Source organism: Amycolatopsis sp. NPDC051102, from assembly GCF_040682815.1.
GTDB lineage: Bacteria > Actinomycetota > Actinomycetes > Mycobacteriales > Pseudonocardiaceae > Amycolatopsis.
On the sequence record NZ_JBFBBT010000040.1, the window covers coordinates 38,699 to 48,207 of the forward strand.

Annotated in this window: 6 protein-coding genes; all 6 read left to right on the forward strand. The window is 72.9% G+C overall.

Going from position 1 to position 9,509, the window contains the following annotated elements; genetic code table 11:
- Positions 1-173: 173 nt before the first annotated feature.
- Positions 174-5,999, forward strand: coding sequence for an SDR family NAD(P)-dependent oxidoreductase (locus AB0M93_RS47685; RefSeq protein WP_364287849.1), 5,826 nt, complete (start codon positions 174-176; stop codon positions 5,997-5,999).
- A 1-nt stretch (position 6,000) separates the two neighbouring features.
- Complete coding sequence (locus AB0M93_RS47690; RefSeq protein WP_364287852.1) at positions 6,001-6,453, forward strand: acyl-CoA thioesterase; 453 nt, start codon at positions 6,001-6,003, stop codon at positions 6,451-6,453.
- A gap of 1 nt (position 6,454) precedes the next feature.
- Complete coding sequence (locus AB0M93_RS47695; RefSeq protein WP_364287855.1) at positions 6,455-7,030, forward strand: flavin reductase family protein; 576 nt, start codon at positions 6,455-6,457, stop codon at positions 7,028-7,030.
- Positions 7,031-7,097: 67 nt separating this feature from the next.
- Positions 7,098-7,283, forward strand: a complete 186-nt coding sequence (locus AB0M93_RS47700) for a DUF6222 family protein (RefSeq protein WP_364287858.1) — start codon at positions 7,098-7,100, stop codon at positions 7,281-7,283.
- On the forward strand, positions 7,280-8,992 hold the full coding sequence (locus tag AB0M93_RS47705) for an acyl-CoA carboxylase subunit beta (RefSeq protein WP_364287861.1): 1,713 nt from the start codon (positions 7,280-7,282) through the stop codon (positions 8,990-8,992). Before AB0M93_RS47700 ends, AB0M93_RS47705 begins: the two co-directional genes overlap by 4 nt.
- A gap of 16 nt (positions 8,993-9,008) precedes the next feature.
- Complete coding sequence (locus tag AB0M93_RS47710) at positions 9,009-9,197, forward strand: acyl-CoA carboxylase subunit epsilon (RefSeq protein WP_364287864.1); 189 nt, start codon at positions 9,009-9,011, stop codon at positions 9,195-9,197.
- The last annotated feature ends 312 nt before the right edge of the window (positions 9,198-9,509 follow it).

Below are 9,509 nucleotides of genomic sequence, written 5' to 3' on the forward strand. Positions count from 1 at the left end.
CTGGAACCGGATCGGTTACTGGGGCCGCGATATCCGGGGCTCCGCCCCGGACCGGGGGCTCCGCCACCCGGAACCCCCAAAAGACACAGTGATAACCGGGGCTGGGCCCCGGGCCGGGGGCTCCGCCACCCGGAACCCCCAAAAGACACAAGAGCCAGTGGGAGTGCGTTGGCATGAGCGGTGAGCGGATTTCGATCGTGGGTATCGGCCTCCGGTATCCGGACGCAAGTTCCCCGGAGGAGCTCTGGGAGAACGTGCTGGCCGGTCGCCGGGCCTTCCGTCGGCTGCCCGACGAGCGGATGAACCGGGCGGACTACTATTCGCCCGACCCGAAGGCGCCGGACCGGTTCTACGCCCAGAACGCGGCGGTGCTGCGGGACTACGAGTTCGACCGGGTCGCGCACAAGGTCGCGGGCAGCACCTTCCGCGCCACGGACACGACGCACTGGCTCGCCCTCGAAGTCGCCCAGCAGGCGCTCGCCGACGCCGGGTACCCCGACGGCGAAGGCGCGCCGAAGACGGCCACCGGCGTCGTCATCGGCAACAGCCTCACCGGTGAGTTCTCCCGCGCCAACGTGCTGCGGCTGCGCTGGCCCTACGTCCGGCGCACGGTCGCCGCGGCGCTGGCCGAGCGCGGCTGGGCCGACGACGAGACCGCGGACTTCCTGCGCGAGCTGGAGGTCCAGTACAAGGAGCCGTTCCCGGAAATCAACGAGGACACCCTCGCCGGCGGCCTCGCGAACACCATCGCCGGCCGGGTCTGCAACTACTTCGACTTCGCCGGCGGCGGCTACACCGTGGACGGCGCGTGCTCGTCCTCGCTGCTGTCGGTGGTCAGCGCCGCGAACGCGCTGGCCCAGGGCGACCTCGACGTCGCCATCGCCGGCGGTGTCGACCTGTCGATCGACCCGTTCGAGGTGATCGGCTTCGCCAAGACCGGGGCGCTGGCCAAGCGCGAGATGAAGGTCTACGACGCCGACTCCAACGGCTTCTGGCCGGGCGAAGGCTCGGGCATGCTGGTGCTGATGCGCGAAGCCGACGCGATCGAGCAGGGCAAGCGGATCTACGCCACGGTCGCCGGCTGGGGCATCTCCTCCGACGGCAAGGGCGGCATCACGCGGCCGGAAGCCGCCGGGCACCAGCTCGCCCTGAAGCGCGCCTACACCCGCGCGGGCTACGGCGTCGAGACCGTGTCCTACTTCGAGGGGCACGGCACCGGCACCGCGCTGGGCGACGCCACGGAGATCGAGGCGCTCTCCGGCGCCCGCCGGGAGGCCGACCCGCTGGCCAAGCCGGCCGCGCTCTCGACGATCAAGGGCAACATCGGGCACACCAAGGCCGCGGCCGGCGTCGCCGGCCTGATCAAGGCCACGCTCTCGGTGTACCACCAGGTCATCCCGCCCGCCACCGGGCACTACGTCCCGCACGAGTCGCTGACCGGCGACTCCGCCCGGATGTACGTGCCGCGCGAGGCCACGCTGTGGCCGTCGGACCAGCCGGTGCGCGCCGGCGTGTCCGCGATGGGCTTCGGCGGGATCAACTCGCACGTCACGGTGGCCGAGGCACCGAACGCGGCGCGCCGCGCCGACCTCGACGACCGCTCCCGCGCCCTCGTCGCCGGCCGGCAGGACGCCGAGCTGCTGCTGCTCGACGCCGACGACGTCGCCACCCTGCGCGGCCGGATCGCCGCGCTGCTGGAGCTGGTGCCGAAGCTGTCCTTCGCCGAGCTGACCGACCTGGCCGGCTCGCTGGCCGGGGAGCTGTCCGGCAAGGCAGTCCGGGCCGCGGTCGTCGCGGCGAACCCCGAGCAGGCCGAGCGCAAGCTGACCCGGCTGCTCGAACTGCTCGAGGAGGGCCCGTCGGTCTTCGACGCCGCCGACGGCATCTTCGCGAGCTCGCGCCCGACCGCGCCGAAGATCGGCTTCCTGTTCCCCGGCCAGGGTTCCGGCCGCGGCGGGGACAGCGCGCTGCGTCGCCGGTTCTCCGCGGCCGCCGAGATCCACGACGCGGCGGGGCTGCCGGTGACCGGCGACCAGGTCGCCACCGAGGTGGCGCAGCCGCGGATCGTCACCGGCTCGCTGGCCGGGCTGCGCGTGCTGCGCGCGTTCGGCATCGAAGCCGACGCGGCCACCGGGCACAGCCTCGGCGAACTGACCGCCCTGCACTGGGCGGGCGCGGTCGGCGAGCGGGACGTGCTGAAGCTGGCGAAGATCCGCGGCAAGGTGATGGCGACCGAGGTCGGCCCGGGCACCGGCGCGATGGCGAGCATCGCGGCTTCGCCCGGCCGGACCGAGGAGCTCGGCCTGGGCTCGGACGTCGTCATCGCGGGCTACAACGCCCCCCAGCAGACGGTGATCTCCGGGCCGGCCGCGGCGGTCGACCGGGTGGTCGACCGGGCGAAGGCCCAGGGGGTCGGCGCCGGCCGGATCAAGGTGTCGCACGCGTTCCACTCCCCGGAGGTCGAGCCCGCGGCGACCGCGATGATCGAACGGCTCGCCGAATTCTCCTTCGCGCGGCTCGAGCGCCCGGTGGTCTCCACGGTCACCGGTGACGTCCTGCACGCCTCGGAGAACCTGCCGGAGCTGCTGCGCGACCAGATCGTGCTGCCGGTCCGGTTCCGCGAAGCGGCGGCGAAGGTCGCCGAGCGCAGCGACCTGGTGATCGAGGTCGGCCCCGGCCGGGTGCTCACCGGGCTGTTCGAGGAGATCGCGCCGGGCACGCCGGTGCTCGCGCTGGACACGGACAACGCTTCCCTCTCCGGGGTGCTGCGGGTGCTGGGCGCGGCCTTCGCGCTGGGCGCGCCGGTCACCGCGGAGCGGCTGTTCGCCGGCCGGGTGGTCCGGGAACTGCCGGCCGACGGGGTGTTCCGCTTCCTCGCCAGCCCCTGCGAAGCGGCGCCGGCCATCGACGCCGACCTCGCCGCCGAACTGGCCGCGGAGCGGGCCCAGGTCACCGAGACCGAGGCCGACACCACCGCGGACAGCGGCAGCACGCTCGACCTGCTCCGCAAGCTCGCCGCCGAGCGCGTCGAGCTGCCATTGGAGTCGGTCACCGCCGACACCCACCCGCTCGACGACCTGCACCTGTCGTCGATCACGGTGGGCCAGCTGGTCAACGACGTCACCCGCGCACTGGGCCGGCCGGCCCTGGAGGGCATGCCGAACTTCGCCACGGTCTGCCTCGGCGAGCTCGCCGAGATGATCGACGAGCTGGCGCAGACGGCGAAGCCGGACGACAACGCGGGCAAGGGCGAGGCGCCCGGGATCGGGCCGTGGGTCCGCCCGTTCGCCGTCGAGTACCTGCCCGCCGCGCGCCCGGCCGCGGACCTCACCACGGGTGCCGGTTCGGCGGAGTGGCAGGTCTTCGCCACCCCGCGGAACGCGCTCGCCGAGCCGCTGCGGACGGCGCTCGCCCACAGCGGCGTCGGCGACGGCGTGCTGCTGTGCCTGCCGGCCGACTGCGATTCGAGCCACGTCGGGCTGTTCCTCGACGCGGCCCGGACCCTGTTGAACGCACCCAACGGCACGCGGTTCGTCGTCGTGCACCACGGTTACGGCGCTTCCGGCCTGGCGAAGACGCTGCGGCTGGAGGACCCGTCGGCGAAGACCACGATCGTCGACCTGGCCGACCCGACCCCGGCGGCGCCCGAGGCGATCGAGGCGGCGGTGACGGCGGTCGTCGCCGAGGTCGCCGCGACCACGGACTTCACCGAAGCCCGCTACGACAGCCAGGGCGGCCGCACGGTGCCGCGCCTGGTCGGGCTGCCGGCCGCGCCGGCCGGGCCGATCCCGGAAACCCTCGATCGCACCGACGTCCTGCTGGTCACCGGTGGTGGCAAGGGCATCACCGCGGAAAGCGCGCTGGCACTGGCGAAGGACTCGGGGGCGAAGCTCGCCCTCCTCGGCCGCAGCGACCCCGAGCAGGACGCCGAACTGGCGGAGAACCTCGACCGCATGGAAGCGGCCGGCGTCCGGTACCGCTACGAGCGCGCCGACGTCACCAACGCCGCGCAGGTGGCCGAGGCCGTCGGCCGGATGCAGGCCGACCTCGGCCCGGTCACCGCGGTGATGCACGGCGCGGGCCGCAACGAACCGGCCGCGTTGTTCAGCCTGACCGAAGACACCTTCCGCAAGACGCTCGCGCCGAAGATCGGCGGCCTCAACGCCGTGCTCGACGCGGTCGACAAGAGCCGCATCAAGCTGCTGGTCACCTTCGGCAGCATCATCGGCCGCGCGGGCCTGCGCGGTGAGGCGCACTACTCCACGGCGAACGACTGGCTGACCGAGGCCACCCTGCGCTTCGGCCGCGAGTACCCGCAGGCGCGGGCGATCGCGCTGGAGTGGTCGGTCTGGTCCGGTGCCGGCATGGGCGAGAAGCTCGGCGTGGTCACCGCCCTGCAGCGCGACGGCATCACGCCGATCCCGCTGGACGACGGCATCGCCATCCTGCGCCGCCTGCTCTCCGACCCGGCCACCCCGCCGGTGCTGGTGATCTGCGGCCGGATGAACGGCCTGCCCACGCTGCCGATCCAGCGGCGCGAGCTGCCGCTCACCCGGTTCATCGACCGGGCGGTCGTGCACTACCCGGGCGTCGAGCTGATCACCGAGGCCGAGCTGTCCGCGGGCAGCGACCCGTACCTGGCCGACCACCTGCTCGACGGCCAGCTGCTCTTCCCGGCCGTGCTGGGCATGGAGGCGATGACCCAGGCCGCGACGGCGACGCTCGGCCGCGACGGGACCCCGGTGCTGGAGAACGTCGAGTTCCTCCGGCCGATCATCGTCTCGCCCGGCCGGTCGACGACGATCCGGCTGGCCACGCTGGCCCGGGACGCCGACACGGTGGACGTCGTCCTCCGCAGCGACGAGACCGGCTTCAGCGCCGACCACTTCCGCGCCCGGCTGAACTTCGCCCGCCCGGCGGAGCTCGGCGAAGCGGTGCGGCGGGACGTCGCGCTGCCGCCGGTGCCGGTGGAGCCGATCAGCGAGCTCTACGGCACGGTCCTGTTCCAGGGCAAGCGGTTCCAGCGCGTCGTCGGCTACCGGCGGGCCAGTGCCCGGCACGCCGTCGCCGAGATCGCGACCACCGCGAACGTCTCCTGGTTCGCGCCGTTCCTGCCGCAGGACCAGCTGCTCGCCGACCCGGGGACCCGCGACGCGATGATGCACGCGATCCAGTGCTGCATCCCCGACGCGACCCTGCTGCCGCAGAGCATCGAGAAGCTGTACCTGGCCGAGCCGGGCGTGCAGCACGACGAGTACGTCCTGCTCGACGCCCGCGAACGGTTCCAGGACGACGACAGCTACGTCTACGACCTCGACGTCCGCAACCCGGACGGCACCCTGGTCGAACGCTGGGAAGGGCTGATGCTGCGCGCGGTGCGCAAGCGCGACGGCGCGGGCCCCTGGGTCCCGTCGATGCTCGGCTCCCACGTTGAGCGGGCGTGCGAGCGGCTGCTCGGCGGGACGCGGTCGGTGGTCGTCGAGCCGGACCCGGTCGGCCGCCCGGCCGAAGGCATCGCCGAGCGGCGGGCGCAGACCGCGCTGGCCGCGAGCCGGAGCCTCGACCGGCCGATCGAGATCCGGTACCGCCCCGACGGCAAGCCGGAGTCCGACGGCGTCGAGGTGAGTGCGTCCCACACGGCGCAGCTGACCCTGGCCGTCACCGGGACCGGGCAGGTCACGTGCGACATCGAGAGCGCGATCGAGCGGACCGACGAGGACTGGGCCGGGCTGCTGGGCGAAGAGCTCGTCGCCGTCGGCCGGCTGCTGGCCGCGGACACCGGTGAGCCGGTCGCGGTGGCCAACACCCGGGTGTGGAGCGCGCTGGAATGCGTGCGCAAGACCGGCCTGATGACCCAGGCGCTCACCGTCCGCCGGGTCGACCCCGACGGGTGGGCGCTGCTCGCGAGCGGCGGAGCCCTGATCGCGACCTGGTCGACCACGGTCAACGACCGGCCGGACCCCGTCGTCTTCGCCGTGCTCCAGGCAGAGGGGAACTGAGATGACCGACTACTACGAGATCCGCCACACGGTCGGCTTCGAAGAGACCAACATGGTGGGCAACGTCTACTACGTCAACTACGTGCGGTGGCAGGGGCGCTGCCGCGAGATGTTCCTCCTGGAGAAGGCTCCGGCGGTCCTGGAGGACATCCGCGGCGACCTCAAGCTCTACACGCTCCGCGTGGAGTGCGAGTTCTTCGCCGAGATCACCGGGTTCGACCAGCTGTCCATCCGGATGCGGCTGGAAGAGCTGACCTCGACCCAGCTGCAGTTCACGTTCGACTACGTGCACCTGCACCCCGAGGGCGAGCGGCTGGTGGCGCGCGGGCGGCAGCGGATCGCGTGCATGCGCGGGCCCAACAACGCGACCGTGCCGTCCCGGGTGCCCGAGGCGCTGCTGGAGGCGCTGAAGCCGTACACGGTGGCTTCAGCGCTCAACGGCAAGGGAGTGTGAAGTGGCCCAGGCAGCAGGGAATTCCGCCGAGCGGCGGCCGTTGCAGCGGCTGCCCAAGTCGCCGGCTCGGCGGGATCTGTCACCGCAACCGGCGCTGCGGCAGGTGATGGCCCGGTTCGCGACGGGTGTCACGGTCCTCACCGTCGGTGGCGAGGGCGCCCACGCCATGACGGCGAACGCGTTCACGTCGGTGTCGCTGGACCCGCCGCTGGTGCTGTGCTGCGTGTCGAAGGCGGCCCGGATGCACGCCTCGATCGTCGCCGCGGGGTCGTTCGCGGTGAACATCCTGGCGTCGGACCAGCAGGGCCTGTCGAAGTACTTCGCCGACTGGCGGCGGCCGGACGGGATGGCGCAGTTCGAGACGGTGGGCTGCACCCTCGGCACGCACACCGGCGCGCCGCTGCTCACCGGCGCGCTCGCCTGGCTCGAGTGCGAGGTGGCGCAGGTCGTCCAGGGTGGTGACCACTCGATCTTCCTCGGCCGCGTGGTCGCGGCCGGCTCCGGGCCCGGCGAGCAGGCGCTCGTCTTCTACGGCGGGGGCTACCACGACGTGGACGCCCGGGCCCGGGCGGCGTGAGGACGTCGTGCACGAGGACGGCGGCCCCGGACGAGCCGGGGCCGCCTTGACGACAGGAGGTCTGACCGTGACCGCCAGTGAAGCAAGCCGTCCGGAACCCGGCGTGGCCCCGGTGCGGTTCGTCCCCGAGGTGAGCTCGCCCGCCGAGGTGGTCCCCCACCCGATGCCGCGGCTCGGCCGGGGCATCGTGTGGTCCGACATCGTCGCCGAGATCGAGCGTGACCGGGACGAGCGGATGAGGGATGCCGCGTGAGCGGTCCCTCCGACAGCGGCGCCCAGCGCGCGGACGAGACGGACGTGGTGCCCGTCCCGGCCGAACTCCGCGCCGGGCGCCGCCGGCTCGGGCGGAGCGCGGACACCGGCGACGCCCAGGTGATCGCGCTCGCCACCGCCGACGCCGTGCCCGCGCCGCCGCCCGGCATGCCGTTGCTGCGGCAGCGGCGCCGGGAGCTGCGCGGGCACATCGCCGACGGGAAGCTCGACGCGGTGCGGCGCCAGCATTCGCTGGGCAAGCTCACCGCCCGTGAACGGCTCGCGCTGCTGCTGGACGAGGACTCGTTCCTGGAGCTCGAGCCGTACCGCCGTCACCAGGCCACCGGGCCGGGGCTGGCCGCGAACCGGCCGCACACCGACGGCGTCGTCACCGGCTCCGGCACCATCGACGGCCGCCGCGTGTTCGTCTACGCCCAGGACTTCACCCTCTTCGGCGGGTCGCTGGGGCAGGCGCACGCGGCGAAGATCCAGAAGGTGCTCGACCTCGCCGTGGCGAACGGCGCCCCGGTGATCGCCCTGAACGACAGCGGGGGCGCGCGGATCCAGGAGGGCGTGCTCGCCCTCGACGGCTACGGCGGGATCTTCCGCCGCCAGGTCGACGCGTCCGGCGTCGTGCCGCAGATCAGCGTGATCCTCGGGCCGTGCGCCGGCGGCGCCGCCTACTCGCCGGCGCTGGCGGACTTCACCTTCATGGTGCGCGACACCGCGCGGATGTACCTGACCGGCCCGGACGTCGTCGAAGCCGTGACCGGCCGGCGCGTCAGCCACGAGGAACTCGGCGGGGCCGACGTGCACGGGTCGCATTCCGGCGTCGCCACCGTCGTGCACGACGACGAGCAGGAGTGCCTCGCCGACGTGCGCCACCTGATTTCCCTGCTGCCGTCGAACTACCTGGAACAGCCGCCGGTGACCGCCCCGACCGGGGCGGCGGAGGACTACCGGCCGAAACTGGCGGACATCGTCCCGTCGGAGCCGAACCAGCCGTACGACATGCGGGACGTGTTCGCGGAGATCGCCGACGACGAAGAGTTCTTCGAGCTGCACGCGGGCTGGGCCCGCAACGTGCTGTGCGCGCTCGCGCGCGTCGACGGCCGGGTCGTCGGGCTCGTCGGCAACCAGCCGGTGGTGTTCGCCGGCGTGCTCGACGGGCCGGCGTCGCAGAAGGCCGCCCGGTTCGTGCGGTTCTGCGACGCCTTCGGCATCCCGCTGGTCAGCCTGGTCGACGTCCCCGGCTTCCTGCCCGGCGTCGAGCAGGAACGCGGCGGGATCATCCGCCAGGGCGCCCAGCTGCTGCACGCCTACTGCGAAGCGACCGTGCCGCGGATCCAGGTGATCCTGCGCAAGGCCTACGGCGGCGCGTACATCGTGATGGACTCGCGGTCCATCGGCTGCGACCTGTCGCTGGCCTGGCCGACGAACGAGATCGCGGTGATGGGGGCCGAGGGCGCGGTGAACGTCCTGTACCGACGGGACCTCGCGGCCGCGCCCGACCCGGCGGCGCTGCGCGCCCGGCTCGTCGCGGAGTACACCGAGGAGTACCTCAACCCGCAGTACGCCGCCGAGCGCGGCCTGGTCGACGACATCATCGACCCGGCCGACACCCGCGCGGCGATCGCGCGCGGGCTGGCGATGCTGCAGGACAAGCGCAAGCCGGGACCCGCACGCAAACACGGCAACCTGCCGATCTGACGGGGTGGCGATTTCGGTGAGATCGGAGCTGGTTCTGGTCGTCCGCGGCGAAGCGGACGACGAGAGCCTGGCGGCGCTGGTGACGGTGCTCGCCGGGCTCGCCGCCGCGTCCGGAGAACCTCCGCCGCCGGTGCGTTCCGCCTGGGCCGGCGAGTCCTGGGGACGTGGGGCCGGGGCTTGGCGGCGGTCTGCCCTGCCGCGGTGAACCGACCCTGTGGGTACGTCGGCCGACTGGTTGGGTAAGCGAGCCGACCCTCTGGGCACGCGCGCCGACTGGTGTTGGGTACGTGGGCCGACCCTGTGGGTACGCGCCGACTGGTTGGGTACGTGGGCCGACCCTGTGGGTACATGCGTTGGCTGTCTCGGCACCTTGGTGGGCCCCGCCACCCCGAAGCCTGATTGTGACTACGGCCGGCGGCATGTTGTCAAGGCGGGAAAGTGAAGTGCTCCGAGGCTTCCGGACACGTCTTCCAAGTAGACTGCTGGAGGATCCGGAGGAGTGTTTCATGGCCAGGAG

What these genes read in the sequence shown, in the direction of transcription:
- AB0M93_RS47685 (WP_364287849.1), top strand. Translation starts at nt 174, where the DNA reads ATGAGCGGTGAGCGGATTTCGATCGTGGGTATCGGCCTCCGGTATCCG.
- AB0M93_RS47690 (WP_364287852.1), top strand. Translation starts at nt 6,001, where the DNA reads ATGACCGACTACTACGAGATCCGCCACACGGTCGGCTTCGAAGAGACC.